Genomic DNA, 12,850 nt, shown 5'->3' on the forward strand with positions numbered 1-12,850 from the left:
AGCAAGCGCTCAACCTCGCGGTGTAGTACCGGCGGTACCGTTTCAACGAGCTACAGGCGGCATACAACCATGCTGAGTACCTGAAAGATCGCCACAATATGATGCACTGGTGGGGTCACTATTTGGCGGGGGCGGCGGGACGTAGCAGTCAAAGAGCAGATGTTTGTTTTCCGAGACACCTAGTAAAAACCCTGCACTTGACATCGTTTTGAACTCGTATACTGCAGAAAACTAACGACGGGCCGATAATAATGACAACGTTTGCGGGTTATCCGCCGAGCTGCCCGCCCTTAGGGGCGGACATTCCGAATGGTCTGGTGGTATACCGAACCACTTCCGGGCCACCTCCTGCGGCTCAAGACTTCCTGTCCTACATTGAAATGGGGCGGAAGGTGGGCGCGGCCCGGGAATGTCTGGCGCACGGATTGAGCTTATATACTGACCGATTGGACGCTGAAAACCGCGCAAAATTATATCCGGGTGGTGGAACGCACATTGCAACAGCCACACTTAATGATACAGATGGGGTCGTACAGCCGACGCCGAACGGGCGAGCTCCCGACTCTCATCACACTTGGTGGCCTTTCGATGGTGTGGATCGCGCGGCGTTGTTCAAGTGAAACTGGAGATGATCATGTTATGGCCGGCTGATGGTGTGCTCGCGGAGCCCGGGATGTTCGGGACTTTGGAGGCTGACGATATCCTTCAGGAGGACGATGCGCCCAAGCTGTTCACCGTCCGCGGACCTCATGACCAATTTCTCGTTTATGAGTCGACCGTTGATATGAGAGATCGCATCGTCCGGTACGTTGCAGTGTCCTTGCGTCCAGATACCGTCCAGCGAGTCGTGGCTGGCCAGATGGCGTTATACGATGCGCTTAACCAGCAGGACGTATGGGCAATCGACCATTCGTTCGATGGGAAGTACACTTCTGGCGTCAAATTGCGCGGGGGATTGGGGTCGGTGCCCACTGGATATAAGCCAGAGCCTGGCGTTCGACTCTTGGCCGATCATCATTATTCTCCTTGACCTGGATATTCCCAGGATCGGTGCTGGACGCCGGACATTCAAACTATCTCGCCTTCGCAGGGTGTGAAGTACGACACCAACGGCGGCCTCACCGATTCACACAGCGTCATCATGCCCGCCCCGAGCGGGCTTTTTCATGCGCTTGGTATCGGACGCGGGATCACCAGAGCGTGTCGCAGGTCGAATCGACGCGATCGAACAATAGCTTCAGTTTCGTCTGTATATTGTGGTCTCCAACCAAGGAGACCACATGAATAACAACGAATTTGCGAAGCTGTTTCGTCTCACATCGCCGTATTTCCCGACGTTGGGCGAAGTCTTCGTGGCAGTATCCGCAGGGGAATATCGGGATGGAACATTTCCGCAGTATTTCGGGGAGTTCTTCATTTTTTCGACCAACGGCATATCGGACTCCATCGGTCGACGGACCTACGTACAGCAGCATATGTCGGCCGGCGGTGCGAGCTTTGTGTTCCAACTGGCGAAAACGCGTGCAATTGCAGAGTTGGCGGAAAAAGCAGTGGGACTTGTCAGATCGAGTGGCAGCGCCGCTCTGCCTAGCCGACCTTCGCTCGATGAAGTCGAATGGGACGAGCTCGTGACGCTCTACCGGACAGGGGTCCTGGCGGGACAAACTCTTCAGGAAATTGCGGACAAGACCAGATCGTCATTCGTTCTGACGGTCTTGGACGACGTTCTGCGATTGTCGACGGTTACATTCCAAGACGCCCACATTCGCTAGTGTTTGGGGCAAAGAGGAATTTGTCGTCCTCAGGCAGTGGCCGTGTTGTCGATCACCCTCTGGCCGGCGCTATACCCGGCCATCAGTGCTTCAGCTTCCGTTGGAAACGGATTCGAACGTTCTGCCGTAAGGCGCAGCGGTGCGAACAGTGGGACGCCCGCGGTCTGCGTGCTGATGCGCACGACGGCCAGATAACCGTCTGGCCCGGTCAACGAAGCCCCGTCGTTCGGCTTCCAGACGGGCTCCGTTTCGACGTCGATTTGAAAACCCTTGTACTGGTAGAGCCGCTTCATGATCGCCCCTGTCTAGGGTCGATTATCGCACCCCAGTGCGAGGTGGTAGCTTCGTCGTCGGCGCCTGTCGCACGAACCCAATAGACGCAACCTTGCGCCGGCTGCGCATTAACCTGCTCGCGACCGCCGCGCACACAAAGAACGATCGAGCCGCCTGAGCGAAACTCCGCGAAGTGTTCGCACCCGACGCAAGGGCGCGGCTTCCCGTATGGGTCGAGATGAGGCATGGTCAAGATACTGTATGGATGTACAGTATATAGCGCATGCGCTGGGCCTGACCCGGCTCCCATCAGCGCTTCCACTCAGGCGACGGTCGCTACCCGGATTCCGACTTACGCATTCGTGTCTTTCGCTAAAAACGTAGCGTGATGCAACCGAGCGGTTCCGTGCGCGCTTCATCTTCGAGGCCGCTTGCGGAGGTCGGGGCTCTGTTCATTTACGTCCCGAATTTCTTCCCTGGCTACCGTCAAGTTTGGCACGGTGAGGCCGTTAACCCAGTCGATGTCTCTAACTCGGAGAGTGACATGTGGAAGGCGATTGGCGGTGCGGTTGCTGCAACTTATGTGGTGTATCAGATGGCCACGCTCTTTTACGCCGGGACCTTGTTCGGCGTGATTCTGCCAGCAGAACAACGGTGCGAAAGCGAGGCCATGAAGGCCGCGCTAGATATGCAGCGAAACCCATATTCTGACGGCTCCAGCTTTGACCGAGTAATGAAGACCTGTCAGGGAGCTGCGGCGATGGCTAGCGCTTTCGTGCCCGGGGGAACCAAGCCTTGACATTAAAAGCCCCTGCTGCAAGGCGGTTTTCCGGCAGCCTGACCTCAGGAAGCAACGCAGGAAAATACTAATTCCGCTTCCTGCGGCGTCCACCCGCGGACGCCATGCGTCTGCATATCGACTTGGTGCATCTGCTTGCCTTGATGGCTGCAGTACTCGTCAGCGCGCTTCAGGCTCGTCGCTTTGATTTCGCCCCATGGCGTCATGCCGCCTCGGACCTGGGTAGTGACGGTAAAACGGCCGTCCCCGGCCGGCGTGACGTCGGATATGGTGGTGCATGCGGCGAGCATGGTCAGTGCTGCCAAGGCTATTTTGATTTTCATTAGTGTTCCCTTTGACTGCCGGATTGTGCAGCGATGGGTTGCCGACCGCAAGCGTTCGATGCGCCGCAAACTTGCACGTCTATGCGTAGATAGAGAAGACATCGCCGGCGCCGTGCCGCCGGCATCCGCATCAGACCATGCTGGCAAGCATGCTGGCCGCCGCTCGCTTCAACAAATAGCTTTGTAGGATCGCGGCCTCGTCATCGGTCAGCGAACACTGGATCTCTGCAGAGCGCGGAACGCGCTACCTGTAACGCAGGGCGTCGGCGCATAGCTTATGAATACCCTCGACGACTTGCGACGTGTAATCTAGGCGCCAGCCGTCTGTGAACAGTCGGGCGAGTTGGCTTTCGTCCGCGAGATGCGGTGAGTTGGCATGGTCTAAAGCCAGCGTTTCCGACAGGAATTTCACGTACATCCGCTCCAGCCAGTCGGCCTGTGCGCTGTTCGCATTCAACCAGATGTTCAGGGACTCGACGAAGTGGTCACTGCGCAACCAGCCTCCCGTGCGGGCGCGAGCGACAAGTTGCGCTACCACGAGATCGCAGAGCAGTTCGGCGCGGGATTCGTCGTCAAGGTTTGGTCGCATCGGTTAAAACCTCAATGAATACTGGCCTGGCGAACGCCGCCCATATGGGCGCTGGAAGATCCTCTAGGTGCACAATCTAGATCCGAAATATGCGACAGGCAAGGATCGTTGATGACATACCTCACTAAGCGGCTTGAAGCGCAGTTTAACGCCCCACTTTTGCCAATTGAGACGGTGCGAGTGCACTTCTTTCCCCACCTCTCCGAGGACACTTTCAATCGTCGCGCACGGGCAAGCGATTTCGATTTTCCGATCATTCGAGCTGATCGATCGCAGAAGTCAGCTATGTTCGTGTATGTCGAAGATCTCGCCGCCTATCTCGAAGCGCGTCGTTCGGCAGCTGTCCTCGAACTGGCCCATCTTTCGAAATTGGCGGAGCATGAATGATTAATGTCGAGCCAAGTCCGACTTGGCAGCGAAAGGCGGAGTGAATGCTTCATCGGCCGTTCATTCGTACTTCTTTCGCGATAAAGCGATTGCGAGGTCTATCTGTTCGATGGGAATCCTGCCGCAGCGATTAAACCGCAACTGACCTGACTTCAGCATCTTGCTCACCGTTGGCGAACTGACGTTGAGCATTGTGGCCGCTTGCTTGATTGTCAAATGTACGGGACGTGGGCTCTGGGCTTCGTACAGGTCCACCGCGCGCCCGGCCATTGTCAGGATTTCCTCTTCGGTACGCGTGGCAACCATATCGACGTTCTGCGATCGAGACAGTGCTTCAATCTCTCGCACTAACTCTTCGCTTTCACGCTTGATCCGATTCGCGATGTCCAGAAGTTGCTGCATTGAGGCGGCCATAGCGTTCTCCCAGGGGAATTGCTCGCATCTTGCAACAGTGCACGATTTCCGGAAATGTCGCTTGACGAAGGTGCCCCGTACAACTAATCTTTAGGCGTCGCTGAGACAATAGCGATCGGGCCTGGAAACCCGGAATAGCGTAGGCGGACGACCGCCACATGGCGGTATTTTTTCGTCCGTAGTATCATCGCTCGCGCCCTTCTATGGGCGGGCCATGGTGGGGGAGCGCTCGCGCTCGCCGGTTCCTACGTTCCGGTTTTCCAGCCCCGCCATGTGCCTGCCCACCCCGCCTGGAAACGGAGTGGCAGGCTCTTACTAAACGTAGGAGTCCAAGTCATGTCCTCTACAGCATCAGTTCGTTCTGAGCAAAGCAAACAACCACTTGTAAATCTGGCATCCCTTCCGCGAGACGAAGCGCTTGACCGCGCGCATGCTGCCGGCCGTGGGATCCTTCTCGACTCCGACGCCGTTTCTGAAGTGCTCCTAAGCCTCTGGACCGGATGGATGAACGAAAATATCCCGAACGCGTGCAGTCAGTCGGAGGAGGAATTCGGACAGCTCCTTGATTCAATGATGAGGCAGTTCGAGGCGGGCGTGCGCGAGTTTGTCGCTTCTGCGAGCGACCGCGCTTCTCTGGAACGATTCGGGAAGGTACTGGAGCAGAAATCGCGCGCTACGTGGAAGGTTCACAACGTGGTCGCCTTCATGGTCGAAGCGTTGCCGGACGATGCAGCCGGCGCGCTTCCCACGCGTTGTACGCTTGTGGATGTGCGCGACGAGATGGAGCAACTGGCAATGAGTCTGAGGGATCTCGCGGATGCTGCCGAGAGGTCGCGTCATGAATAAGCCTGTCAATATTCCGGCCTCGCCTTTGCGGCAGGTCGCTTCCACGCCAAATCCTTTCGAAGGGACGATGGCCTCTGAAGAGGCTTTGCTGCTGGTAAATGCGTTGCAATGGGCAAAGGATGCCGCGCAGAACAAAGAAGATATCGAGCCTTTTCAGACGCTCCTAGACAATCTTCTGCCGATGCTCCGCGGCCAGATTGAAACCGCACGGGACGCCTTGTATGCTTGCCGCTCACTTTTGGAGAACGGTCATGGATGACAATGTCCACGTCCTTCCCGTTGCGAAAAGGGCAAAGAGGCGCGGTCCTGCATTCGTGCAGCCGCGCGCCGAGGTCCATCAACTGGACGATTATCGGCCGCCGCAACCTCCGGGGCACATCGACTTGCCAAGTTCGCGCGAAGAAGTTCAGGCTATGTTCGACGAAATGGCGCATCACCTACTAATGACGGTCAGGGTGATAACGTCTCGCCTCCGGTGATTTCCGCTTACCACCGAGTGGCATAATAATTTCACCGCGCCTAGCCCCACGGGGCGAAGGCAGGGTTCCCTTACCCTGCTGGAGCGGTTCACAATCAAGGGTGTGTGGGGCCGCAACCATGGATAACGGAGAGGTAGTCAGTGTGCCGGAGCATCCGCCAAGCGGGAGCTCAGGACGCCGATTTGCGATTGATGCATCGAAGTTGATTGAGAACAAAAAGCAAGTCATCAACAATCGATATGCATCCCATTTAGAGACCTTTAAGTTCAAGGTTCGAGAAGCACGCAGGCGACGAGATATGGAGCTTGGTTTCGTCGAGCGGTCCGTGATGCGTAAAGCGCTCCGATTGGAGCGGTGGATCAACGGAGAGGCGGAGCCGTATCTTATCCTCGACTGGCTTGGCATGGACAATTGGACGCCCAGCCAAGCCCTGTACCTTCTTGTCGGGTTTCAACCACCGGTTGGAGTGCCCGAGGTGCTCAACGAAGGGGATAACTTTGAGTTAGGAACTCGTTTGGACGGGCTGGACATGTCCTCGACATTCGAAGATCTGACGGAGCACTGGACTTACTACCGATTGATGATGCTCCAGGATGCGCGGCGCGCGTTGAAACGGCTGATACGTATGTGGAACAGTGCAGATCGTCCAACAAGGGAGAACTGGCGTTTTTTTGTCAAATGGCTCGCTTCAAAAGGTTTTCAGCCAGATTGGCTCCAGTGGGTTGAGAGTCGAGGATTTCACGTAGATCCGGCCGAGTCGTCAACGAAAGCGGCCGACGATGAGCCGTCCTCAGGGGTAATCGATCCGGTGCAACCGCTAGGCCACCTCATGGCGCTCGCAGTGGAGGTGCAGAAGCGTTTCTGGTCAAACAACTTCGATCCGACCGACAGGGCCACTTGGACGTCTCAAGACATCATTCTTGAGTGGATACGTGAGCGCCAACCTGGGATATCCGGCGCGAACGCGAGCGCCGTCGAAAAGGTCGCCTGTCCTGTTGACCGGAGCGTCAAATAGGCATCCACCCTCAGGGTACCCTGAGCCCTTAGGGTGTTGCTCTAACCCTCCTCACAACCCATAGCATCGACTCACCAAACAACACCAAGGTGTGAGTCGAATGAAAAACTTCCCCCATTCCAAGCCGGGTGATGTTCCGGCTGTCCCGGTCCTGCCATCAATTGGCTTCTCCCGGTGGACTCAGATTGCTCCTTTCGTTCCGATGGGCCGCGAGACCTGGCGCAAACTTGTTCGTGCCGGCAAGGCGCCGCAGCCGACGTACTTCTCTAAGACCTGCGCGGCGTACCGTAACGAGGACGTCCATCGATTCCTCGCCGACCCGCTGAACTACAAGCAAGACGCCGCCTGAGGTCCGATATGACGACCCTTCAGGAACGCGTGCGCGCGCCCCTCGCAGTCGCTCGGCCGCGTCTCGACGTGTGGTCTGTCCGACAGGCTGAGTCTGTCGAGATCACCGGGCAAGCTCGCGCCGACTACGAACGTGAGTTACGCATTTCCGCGCTTGGCAATCTCATGTGTGCCGACGGCGCCACGCCCCTCTGGCGGCGCGTCTGTTGCCACGCGATGCGGCAGGAAATCCATGCACGTAGCCCCAACCAGCGGCTCGCGATGGAACTCGCGTTGCAGGAGTCCATGCGATGAGCTTCCAGGCAATGACATGGGCCGTCGAGCAGGAACTACCCGCCTTGCAGAAGCTCGTTCTGCTGATGCTGGCCAACTGCACCAACCAGCACACACGACGTTGCGACCCGTCTCACGATCGGCTCGCCAAGGAATGCGGCATGAGCAAAGATTCCGTGAAACGGGCAATCGCCGAACTCGCCGAGAAAGGCTTAATTGAGGTGCGTCGTCAGTCGAGCAACGGCGTCAACCTGCCCAATCAGTACACGCTCAAGGTGGGGTCATCGGTAGGGGTAGTAGGTGCTGATAGCACCCAGGGGGTGGATGCTGACAGCACCCACGGTAGGTGCTCACAGCACCCAGGGGTAGGTGCTGACACCACTGAGGGTGGGTGCTCACAGCAGGGAGGGGTGGGTGCTGACAGCACTACAAACCAGGAAGTTAAACCAGGAAGTAAACCTAAATCTATAAAGGTCCCCCTTCCTGAAAATTTCGCCATCAGCGAACGGGTACGCGAATGGGCGGCGGAAAAGGGACATGGCCGCCTCGAAGAGCGCTTCGAGCACTTCGTCGGAACGGCGAAAGCGAAAGGGTACAAGTACGTGGATTGGGACTCGGCGTTCGAAAACGCGGTCCGCGATGACTGGGCGAAGCTCGGTCGCGATCAGCGCGCGAAGACAACAGAACTCGCGTGGTGATCATGAAAACATTCGGCGACTTTGGCATCGACCTTGGAACGAAATCTGGCATCGAGGTGAAGGTGACATGCCCGCAGTGTTCACCACATCGGAAGAAAAAGGCTTATCCGTGCCTCAACGTGAATACCGACAAGGGCGTATGGAACTGCTGGCATTGCGGCTGGAGTGGCACGTTGAAGGGCGGCGAGTGGCAGAAACCCGAGATCCGGAAGGCCTACTCCAAGCCGGCGTTTGTTGCACCTGAGCAAGTTCCTGATGGCACGCTCGGTTGGTTTGCAACGCGCGGCATTAGCGCCGAAGTCGTTGCGCGCAATCACATCGCGAAGGGCACGGCCTATTTCCCACAGGTTGAGGAAGAGCGGGATTGCATCCTGTTTCCGTACTACCGCGGCGACGAGGTCGTCAACGTCAAGTACCGGACCAAGGACAAGTTGTTCCGCCTCGCGGGAGGCGCCGAACGGATACTGTACGGACTGAACGACATTAACCCCGGATGTCTGGTCTGGGTGGAGGGCGAAGTCGACAAGCTCTCGCTTGAGATGGCAGGCGTGACGAGCTGTGTGTCTGTGCCTGACGGCGCGCCGGCGCCCGACTCACGCGAGTACGCCCGCAAGTTCGACTTTCTGCTCGATCCTGTGATCGATGCTGTGCAGGCACACGTGATCGCCGTTGATTCAGACGCGCCCGGCGTGCGTCTGCAGGAAGAGTTGGTGCGTAGGCTGGGCCGCGAGAAATGCCTGGTCGTGCAATGGCCTGCCGGTTGCAAGGACGCGAACGAAGTTCTTCTAAAGCACGGCCCCGAGGTCGTCGGAGATTGCATCAGCAACGCTCGCCCACTGCCTGTCGAAGGCACGTACACGGTCGACGATTTCCGGCAATCGATGCGGGACCGGTTTGAGCACGGAGCGCCTCGCGGCATTTCCACCGGTTGGACTAGCGTTGATTCGCATTACCGCGTGATGACTGGTGAATGGACGCTGGTGACGGGCATTCCCGGCGCGGGGAAAAGCGAATGGCTCGATGCGCTGGCAGTGAACCTCGCGCGCGAGCACGGTTGGACTTTCGGCGTGTTCTCTCCCGAAAACCAGCCACTCGAATACCACGCGGACAAGCTGGCGGAAAAGTACATCGGCAAGCCGGCAGAGCAGGGGCCGACCGAGCGGATGACAGCGGCGGAGCACGAACAGGCGATGGACTGGATCGCAGAGCATTTCACGTTCGTGCTGCCGGAAAGCCCGACGATCGAAAGTCTGTTGTCGATCGGGCAGTCGCTCGTCAAAAGCAAAGGTATCCGCGGGCTGATCATCGATCCGTGGAACGAGGTCGATCACATGCGTCCGGCTGCACTTACTGAAACCGAATACATCTCGCAGTCTCTGTCTCGCATTCGGAAGTTTGCGCGCGAGAACGGCGTGCACGTCTGGATCGTGGCGCACCCACGAATCCTACGGAAAGAAGAAGGCGTGTATCCGATTCCGACGCCATACGACGTGGCCGGCTCGGCGCACTGGCGCAACAAGGCCGACAACTGCATCACCGTCCACCGCGATCAGCCAGACAACGGCGCGCTTGTGCAGATCCACGTCCAGAAGGTCCGGAAGAAACAGAACGGCCGAATCGGCATGGTCGAGTTGCGCTATAGCCCGGTCGTTGGGCGGTACGTATGCGAACACAACAACATTCCGCGGATGCCACGAACGGCTCCCGCAAAACCTCACCATGAGACAGGAGATGAATGATGGAGAAGCGAATCGAACCGGTGAACGGCGTTGTATCGATCAACTGGCTGGATGTTATGAAGCTCTTTGAATACGAGTTCTTTCGTGTATCGGGCGATATGGCACTCGACGTCCAGAATGAACTGATCGCGCGCAACTATGCGACGGTTCAGGACCAGGTAGACGACGGCGTCGGCGACTGGTCACGCAACGATCCGTACGAGATTGCGGACTGGGCATCCGTTCTGACACCGGTGGAGTTCGGCGCATGGCAGGACATTCGCTCTGCGGGATTGCCGCTGTGGCCCCGGCTTCCGGTTGGAAATTTCGTCGTTAGCTTCGGCAATCCGCAAGCCAAGGTCGCACTTCAATGCGGCGACGATGAGGACTCGCTACGCGTTGATCACTGGCTAAAGCAAATGGGTTGGCGCGTGTTCCGGGCAACGGCCGCGCAGTGCACCCGCGTCATGGAATCTCCCGCGGACGTACGTGAGCGGACGGGTGAGGTCGATGACCACTACCGAGCGCGCTATCACGCCGAGACGCTTGCGGGAACGATCCAGGAAGTGCGGCACGCGCTGATTGCCGCCGGTGCGAGGGCATGACCATGAACGAGCAGCAACTGATCCGAGATCTGCGAGCAACGTTTCCCAAACTCAATGTCGAATTCGACTATCCGTTCTCTACCGAGTTAGTTGGTGTCGCTATGAGAGCCGATCCATCGACCACGATGCCGGACGGACTTCCAATTTTCGATGACTACGCAGGAGTTGAAACGCACGACGACGGCGTGCATTCCGGATTCGCCGCGTGGCTTCATCGACGAGGCTGGTATGTCGAACCTTACGGATACGGAAGTTGGTGTGCCATTCCGCTGCCTACTCAGGAAGAGATCGAGCGCTACGCCGCCTGTCAGTCAGCGGTGTCGGATGACTGCCCATTCTGAAGCACATGAAACAGGTCAAACGATAAGACTCTGCCGGGGACATGACATGCCAATCCAGAGAGAACTGCATCGCGAGGGGTCAAGCAGCCGTTTGATTTGCGAGATGCTGACGCTGGCGGGACCGATGACACAGGACCAGCTATCGATGCGGGCGTCGGTAACGGTCAGTTGCGCCTGCAAATGTCTGAAGCTGCTTATCGACGAAGGCTATGTAAAGCGCGGACCACGGGCAATGAGCCGTCAGCGGAACTCACTCGGTCCGCGACCCTGGACATACGTCACAACAGGGAAGCCGCTTCCATCGGCGAGAACGGCCCTTCCCGAGGCGCCCAGCGCGAAGGAACTCTGCGACATCATGAACCAGATCATCCGCAGAGCGTGGTGACAATGTCCAGGATCTCGGTCAAGCTCATTTCGCCGAAGTACTCGGCCAGCAACGGGAACAGCGCGGTATCGTAGGCGGCGCAGTGCTTGTCTTTAAAGACATCGAAATGCCCGTATCGCGCGATAACGCTGGTCTCAGCTGCGATGCTCGCCGAGTCGAAGAATGCCTTGGCCTGGGCGACGGTATTTGAGGCCATGAAAAGCCCTACGGCCGCAACGACGGCAGCCTGAGTGTCTGAGATGAGCGCGCGATCTTGTTACCAGAGCAACGCCATGAAATCCGCCAGGATCATGTCAGGAATCTCTTCCGCGAGGATGCCGTACACGATGCGGTCGTACTCAGCCCCCAACGCGGGATCGAGGATGTCGAAATACCCGTGACGGGCTGTGATGATCGCGTCAGCCGTAGCATCGGCCGACGCCATGAGTTTCTGAGCGGCGATCTTGTCCATGATCAGGCTAACGGCCGTCGAAGAAAAAAGTTGAGGCAGAGAATACAGGCCGTGCGCCAACAGTTAATCAGGAAAAACTCTTAGATTGATTCTGTTTTGTCCTGCGGCGTGTGGTTTTAGCCCGACCAGTTCGGGCTCTTTTTCGATGAGACCTGATTCCGTCATCTGCCCGTACTGCCAGAACGAATGGCAAATAACCACGATCGCCATGGTGCGGCGGCGCGAGCCGTTGTGGTGTGACGCGTGCGTGAAGAAGGCGGACGAAAGGCTTGTCGAGGCGATCAGACGCTATCCGGACAAGGCCAGCGCGAATAGGCAAAGCGCTCAAGTAAAAAACGCCGAGCGGGGGCCATTAGCCCAGCCCTGAGACTCACCGGTGTCGCGCCGGCTCAATAAACGTGGATGAATGGCGGAGAAGCCCCGTCACGACCGACCGGAATGGCTGAACGCACAAAGGCGCAGCAGGTCGACGAATCCGGATATACCGCCCGCGACTTAAGCACCGCTTTTTTTAGCGGGTGGGAAGTCACACCCTCAGCAGAAGGTCACACCTCAATCGAAGCCCCCTCGGAGACATAATGATCACCTACGCTATCGTCTCACCCGAACGTGAAGAGCCGTGGGGATACATGCGATCCCCGACCAATCCAACAATCGAGCAGCTGGCCGATCACATGGCCAGCGTCACCGGCTACGAAACCCGAGACGACTGGATCATTGAGAACCGCGTCAATCTGCTCGGATTCGCGCCGGTGCATTGATGCAGAGTCAGTAGTTCAGACGTCGGCTTCGAACAAACGCGCGAAACGTCGAAACACTTCAACTCGAATTTTCTCGGCCAATCTGTTGCGGGGCGGCCGTGGCTGCGATTGAATTCTCGTCAGGTCGACTACGTGCGGTACTGATTCCTGGCGGACTGCCTCGTTGTACTCCCGATGAAAGACCATTCCGAGGTTTGGCAGCAGATCGCGATGCGTTTCGCTAATTGCCAGAACGGCCAGTTCGAGCGCATCAACGCGGGCTTTCAATCTCTCATAGTTCTCGTCCATTGCAGGATCTCCGGAGTAGTGGATAAAACGATCAGCCGATCGCGAACCGCAATGTACGCCACAGCAGTGAACAATCCAACTGCTG

21 protein-coding genes are annotated in these 12,850 nt (G+C 57.5%); 14 read left to right on the forward strand and 7 right to left on the reverse strand.

The features are described 5' to 3' along the window. The first annotated feature begins 616 nt into the window (after positions 1-616). The gene (locus CUJ91_RS04635) at positions 617-1,030 is read left to right on the forward strand and encodes a hypothetical protein (protein ID WP_153067614.1); all 414 of its coding nucleotides are present in this window, start codon (positions 617-619) and stop codon (positions 1,028-1,030) included. 250 nt (positions 1,031-1,280) lie between these two features. Further along, complete coding sequence (locus tag CUJ91_RS04640; protein WP_114155897.1) at positions 1,281-1,772, forward strand: hypothetical protein; 492 nt, start codon at positions 1,281-1,283, stop codon at positions 1,770-1,772. A gap of 29 nt (positions 1,773-1,801) precedes the next feature. Here CUJ91_RS04640 and CUJ91_RS04645 read toward each other — a convergent pair whose 3' ends face one another. Then, a complete protein-coding gene (locus tag CUJ91_RS04645; protein ID WP_114155898.1) occupies positions 1,802-2,065 on the reverse strand; it encodes a hypothetical protein in 264 nt (87 codons plus the stop codon). A 524-nt stretch (positions 2,066-2,589) separates the two neighbouring features. Here CUJ91_RS04645 and CUJ91_RS33975 point away from each other — a divergent pair. Then, on the forward strand, positions 2,590-2,844 hold the full coding sequence (locus CUJ91_RS33975) for a hypothetical protein (protein WP_153067615.1): 255 nt from the start codon (positions 2,590-2,592) through the stop codon (positions 2,842-2,844). Between the two features lie 44 nt (positions 2,845-2,888). Here CUJ91_RS33975 and CUJ91_RS04655 read toward each other — a convergent pair whose 3' ends face one another. Then, entirely contained in the window at positions 2,889-3,167 is a 279-nt protein-coding gene (locus tag CUJ91_RS04655; RefSeq protein WP_114155900.1) for a hypothetical protein, read from the reverse strand. A gap of 244 nt (positions 3,168-3,411) precedes the next feature. Further along, on the reverse strand, positions 3,412-3,756 hold the full coding sequence (locus tag CUJ91_RS34310) for a hypothetical protein (RefSeq protein ID WP_114155901.1): 345 nt from the start codon (positions 3,754-3,756) through the stop codon (positions 3,412-3,414). A gap of 111 nt (positions 3,757-3,867) precedes the next feature. Between CUJ91_RS34310 and CUJ91_RS04665 the strand changes: the two genes are divergently transcribed. Then, positions 3,868-4,143: a pyocin activator PrtN family protein gene (locus CUJ91_RS04665; RefSeq protein WP_114155902.1), complete on the forward strand. Its 276-nt coding sequence runs from the start codon at positions 3,868-3,870 to the stop codon at positions 4,141-4,143. Between the two features lie 60 nt (positions 4,144-4,203). On the opposite strand, the gene CUJ91_RS04670 is transcribed toward CUJ91_RS04665, so the two are convergent. Beyond that, the gene (locus CUJ91_RS04670; protein WP_244230970.1) at positions 4,204-4,545 is read right to left on the reverse strand and encodes an excisionase family DNA-binding protein; all 342 of its coding nucleotides are present in this window, start codon (positions 4,543-4,545) and stop codon (positions 4,204-4,206) included. A 348-nt stretch (positions 4,546-4,893) separates the two neighbouring features. Here CUJ91_RS04670 and CUJ91_RS04675 point away from each other — a divergent pair, with 348 nt between their 5' ends. The 9 genes from CUJ91_RS04675 (at position 4,894) to CUJ91_RS04720 (ending at position 10,880) form a co-directional block, all read left to right on the forward strand. Then, positions 4,894-5,403, forward strand: coding sequence for a hypothetical protein (locus CUJ91_RS04675; RefSeq protein WP_114155903.1), 510 nt, complete (start codon positions 4,894-4,896; stop codon positions 5,401-5,403). Next, positions 5,396-5,662, forward strand: coding sequence for a hypothetical protein (locus CUJ91_RS04680; RefSeq protein WP_153067616.1), 267 nt, complete (start codon positions 5,396-5,398; stop codon positions 5,660-5,662). Before CUJ91_RS04675 ends, CUJ91_RS04680 begins: the two co-directional genes overlap by 8 nt. Positions 5,663-6,000: 338 nt before the next feature. Beyond that, complete coding sequence (locus tag CUJ91_RS04690) at positions 6,001-6,897, forward strand: hypothetical protein (RefSeq protein ID WP_153067617.1); 897 nt, start codon at positions 6,001-6,003, stop codon at positions 6,895-6,897. Between the two features lie 100 nt (positions 6,898-6,997). Next, positions 6,998-7,246 (forward strand): helix-turn-helix transcriptional regulator, encoded by a 249-nt coding sequence (locus CUJ91_RS04695; protein ID WP_114155907.1) that lies wholly within the window; start codon positions 6,998-7,000, stop codon positions 7,244-7,246. A gap of 8 nt (positions 7,247-7,254) precedes the next feature. Then, positions 7,255-7,539: a hypothetical protein gene (locus tag CUJ91_RS04700; RefSeq protein ID WP_114155908.1), complete on the forward strand. Its 285-nt coding sequence runs from the start codon at positions 7,255-7,257 to the stop codon at positions 7,537-7,539. Further along, positions 7,536-8,216 (forward strand): helix-turn-helix domain-containing protein, encoded by a 681-nt coding sequence (locus CUJ91_RS04705; RefSeq protein ID WP_114155909.1) that lies wholly within the window; start codon positions 7,536-7,538, stop codon positions 8,214-8,216. Before CUJ91_RS04700 ends, CUJ91_RS04705 begins: the two co-directional genes overlap by 4 nt. Positions 8,217-8,218: 2 nt before the next feature. Next, the gene (locus CUJ91_RS04710; RefSeq protein WP_114155910.1) at positions 8,219-9,955 is read left to right on the forward strand and encodes a DnaB-like helicase C-terminal domain-containing protein; all 1,737 of its coding nucleotides are present in this window, start codon (positions 8,219-8,221) and stop codon (positions 9,953-9,955) included. Continuing rightward, positions 9,952-10,539: a PDDEXK family nuclease gene (locus CUJ91_RS04715; RefSeq protein WP_153067618.1), complete on the forward strand. Its 588-nt coding sequence runs from the start codon at positions 9,952-9,954 to the stop codon at positions 10,537-10,539. The genes CUJ91_RS04710 and CUJ91_RS04715 overlap by 4 nt, the downstream gene beginning before the upstream one ends. Then, positions 10,536-10,880: a hypothetical protein gene (locus CUJ91_RS04720; RefSeq protein ID WP_114155912.1), complete on the forward strand. Its 345-nt coding sequence runs from the start codon at positions 10,536-10,538 to the stop codon at positions 10,878-10,880. Before CUJ91_RS04715 ends, CUJ91_RS04720 begins: the two co-directional genes overlap by 4 nt. A 365-nt stretch (positions 10,881-11,245) precedes the next feature. Here CUJ91_RS04720 and CUJ91_RS04725 read toward each other — a convergent pair whose 3' ends face one another. Together CUJ91_RS04725 and CUJ91_RS04730 are read right to left on the reverse strand one after the other, a co-directional pair. After that, positions 11,246-11,461 (reverse strand): hypothetical protein, encoded by a 216-nt coding sequence (locus CUJ91_RS04725; RefSeq protein WP_114155913.1) that lies wholly within the window; start codon positions 11,459-11,461, stop codon positions 11,246-11,248. Between the two features lie 60 nt (positions 11,462-11,521). Next, on the reverse strand, positions 11,522-11,716 hold the full coding sequence (locus CUJ91_RS04730) for a hypothetical protein (protein WP_153067619.1): 195 nt from the start codon (positions 11,714-11,716) through the stop codon (positions 11,522-11,524). 578 nt (positions 11,717-12,294) lie between these two features. On the opposite strand from CUJ91_RS04730, the gene CUJ91_RS04735 reads away from it, so the two are divergent. Then, positions 12,295-12,477 carry a beta-lactoglobulin I gene (locus CUJ91_RS04735; protein WP_114155915.1) on the forward strand — a complete coding sequence of 61 codons (183 nt, stop codon included), beginning with the start codon at positions 12,295-12,297 and terminating at the stop codon, positions 12,475-12,477. A 15-nt stretch (positions 12,478-12,492) separates the two neighbouring features. On the opposite strand, the gene CUJ91_RS04740 is transcribed toward CUJ91_RS04735, so the two are convergent. Beyond that, the gene (locus tag CUJ91_RS04740) at positions 12,493-12,765 is read right to left on the reverse strand and encodes a hypothetical protein (protein WP_114155916.1); all 273 of its coding nucleotides are present in this window, start codon (positions 12,763-12,765) and stop codon (positions 12,493-12,495) included. Positions 12,766-12,850: the final 85 nt, after the last annotated feature.

This window comes from Paraburkholderia graminis (genome assembly GCF_003330785.1).
GTDB classification, from domain to species: domain Bacteria; phylum Pseudomonadota; class Gammaproteobacteria; order Burkholderiales; family Burkholderiaceae; genus Paraburkholderia; species Paraburkholderia graminis.

What these genes read in the sequence shown, in the direction of transcription:
- CUJ91_RS04640 (WP_114155897.1), top strand. Translation starts at nt 1,281, where the DNA reads ATGAATAACAACGAATTTGCGAAGCTGTTTCGTCTCACATCGCCGTAT.
- CUJ91_RS04645 (WP_114155898.1), bottom strand. Translation starts at nt 2,065, where the DNA reads ATGAAGCGGCTCTACCAGTACAAGGGTTTTCAAATCGACGTCGAAACG.
- CUJ91_RS33975 (WP_153067615.1), top strand. Translation starts at nt 2,590, where the DNA reads ATGTGGAAGGCGATTGGCGGTGCGGTTGCTGCAACTTATGTGGTGTAT.
- CUJ91_RS04655 (WP_114155900.1), bottom strand. Translation starts at nt 3,167, where the DNA reads ATGAAAATCAAAATAGCCTTGGCAGCACTGACCATGCTCGCCGCATGC.
- CUJ91_RS34310 (WP_114155901.1), bottom strand. Translation starts at nt 3,756, where the DNA reads ATGCGACCAAACCTTGACGACGAATCCCGCGCCGAACTGCTCTGCGAT.
- CUJ91_RS04665 (WP_114155902.1), top strand. Translation starts at nt 3,868, where the DNA reads ATGACATACCTCACTAAGCGGCTTGAAGCGCAGTTTAACGCCCCACTT.
- CUJ91_RS04670 (WP_244230970.1), bottom strand. Translation starts at nt 4,545, where the DNA reads ATGCAGCAACTTCTGGACATCGCGAATCGGATCAAGCGTGAAAGCGAA.
- CUJ91_RS04675 (WP_114155903.1), top strand. Translation starts at nt 4,894, where the DNA reads ATGTCCTCTACAGCATCAGTTCGTTCTGAGCAAAGCAAACAACCACTT.
- CUJ91_RS04680 (WP_153067616.1), top strand. Translation starts at nt 5,396, where the DNA reads ATGAATAAGCCTGTCAATATTCCGGCCTCGCCTTTGCGGCAGGTCGCT.
- CUJ91_RS04690 (WP_153067617.1), top strand. Translation starts at nt 6,001, where the DNA reads ATGGATAACGGAGAGGTAGTCAGTGTGCCGGAGCATCCGCCAAGCGGG.
- CUJ91_RS04695 (WP_114155907.1), top strand. Translation starts at nt 6,998, where the DNA reads ATGAAAAACTTCCCCCATTCCAAGCCGGGTGATGTTCCGGCTGTCCCG.
- CUJ91_RS04700 (WP_114155908.1), top strand. Translation starts at nt 7,255, where the DNA reads ATGACGACCCTTCAGGAACGCGTGCGCGCGCCCCTCGCAGTCGCTCGG.
- CUJ91_RS04705 (WP_114155909.1), top strand. Translation starts at nt 7,536, where the DNA reads ATGAGCTTCCAGGCAATGACATGGGCCGTCGAGCAGGAACTACCCGCC.
- CUJ91_RS04710 (WP_114155910.1), top strand. Translation starts at nt 8,219, where the DNA reads ATGAAAACATTCGGCGACTTTGGCATCGACCTTGGAACGAAATCTGGC.
- CUJ91_RS04715 (WP_153067618.1), top strand. Translation starts at nt 9,952, where the DNA reads ATGATGGAGAAGCGAATCGAACCGGTGAACGGCGTTGTATCGATCAAC.
- CUJ91_RS04720 (WP_114155912.1), top strand. Translation starts at nt 10,536, where the DNA reads ATGACCATGAACGAGCAGCAACTGATCCGAGATCTGCGAGCAACGTTT.
- CUJ91_RS04725 (WP_114155913.1), bottom strand. Translation starts at nt 11,461, where the DNA reads ATGGCCTCAAATACCGTCGCCCAGGCCAAGGCATTCTTCGACTCGGCG.
- CUJ91_RS04730 (WP_153067619.1), bottom strand. Translation starts at nt 11,716, where the DNA reads ATGGACAAGATCGCCGCTCAGAAACTCATGGCGTCGGCCGATGCTACG.
- CUJ91_RS04735 (WP_114155915.1), top strand. Translation starts at nt 12,295, where the DNA reads ATGATCACCTACGCTATCGTCTCACCCGAACGTGAAGAGCCGTGGGGA.
- CUJ91_RS04740 (WP_114155916.1), bottom strand. Translation starts at nt 12,765, where the DNA reads ATGGACGAGAACTATGAGAGATTGAAAGCCCGCGTTGATGCGCTCGAA.